At 54.0% G+C, this 1,025-nt stretch carries 1 protein-coding gene; it reads left to right on the plus strand.

The genetic code is table 11. From position 1 onward, the window contains the following. Window positions 1-491: 491 nt before the first annotated feature. Window positions 492-962: a DUF1289 domain-containing protein gene (locus tag ACRESJ_RS18960; protein ID WP_056854460.1), complete on the plus strand. Its 471-nt coding sequence runs from the start codon at window positions 492-494 to the stop codon at window positions 960-962. Window positions 963-1,025: the final 63 nt, after the last annotated feature.

Raw genomic sequence — 1,025 nt, forward strand, 5'->3', positions numbered from 1 at the left:
CGCTCTTCGATATGTTTGCGGTAGGCTTCAAGCACAGTTATTACCCTCATCAGTGGTCCCAAATGGGTGTCCGGGACGCTCATCCCGAAATTGCCGTACTCATGCGCTGCATGGCGTTGTGAGCCACTTAGCCAGAATTACCGACAATTCCTTACAGAAGCTGCTTTCAAAGTTTTACGCCTGCAGAACGGGAGCTGATGAGGGTTGGCGCTGGATTTTTCCCCGCTGGAAAAACCCTTCGCCAACACCGCTCTGAAGGAACGACTGTGCTCGTGACGCTTTGAAAACAGCTTCTAACGGACATTGGCGCCTAAAAAGGCAGGCTGATTCTACGGCAAAAAAAAAATTAAGGTAAGTCAGGGTTTATTGGACTTTGGTGGAGGCGCTCAGCGGAGCCCGATTGGCCCTGACCCTGAACTTTGAGGGGTGATCAATGCTGCCCAAAGGGCTAACATGCCGGCCTGTTCTGCTTTTTCGCGTTTTGCCTACCTATGCCCAATCAGACCATCAAGACCCCTTGCGTCGGCCTTTGCTCCACTGTTTACGGTGATCTGGTGTGCCGTGGCTGCAAGCGTTTCCACCATGAAGTGATTCATTGGAACGGTTACAACGAGGAAGAAAAACGCGCGGTGTGGCTGCGTCTGGAGCAGCTTTTGTCCCAGGTCATGGCTGCCAAGGTTGAAATTTTTGATCCGGCACTGCTCAGAACGCAGCTGGAACAACGCAAGATCCGCTTTGTGCCCCATCAGTCGGAATATTGCTGGGCCTATCAGCTGATTGCCCGGGGCGCGCGGGTCATCAACAACCTTGAAGCCTATGGGATGGTGTTACTGCCGGAGTTTCGCGACTGGAACCTGCCGGAGTTGCGTGATGCCATCGATCGGGAGTTTTTCCTGCTCTCCGAGGCGCATTACCAGCGGTACATTGCGCCGGGTTTCCTCAAGGATGCGTTCGGCGGGTGATTTTTAGAGCTTCGCGGGCAAGCCTCGCTCCTGCAGGATCACACTCGACCTGTAGGAGCGAGG

It is taken from the genome of Pseudomonas sp. (genome assembly GCF_050739655.1).
In the GTDB taxonomy this organism is placed as follows: domain Bacteria; phylum Pseudomonadota; class Gammaproteobacteria; order Pseudomonadales; family Pseudomonadaceae; genus Aquipseudomonas.

Excerpts from the sequence above, each read along its gene's own strand:
- ACRESJ_RS18960 (WP_056854460.1), top strand. The coding sequence starts at position 492 with ATGCCCAATCAGACCATCAAGACCCCTTGCGTCGGCCTTTGCTCCACT.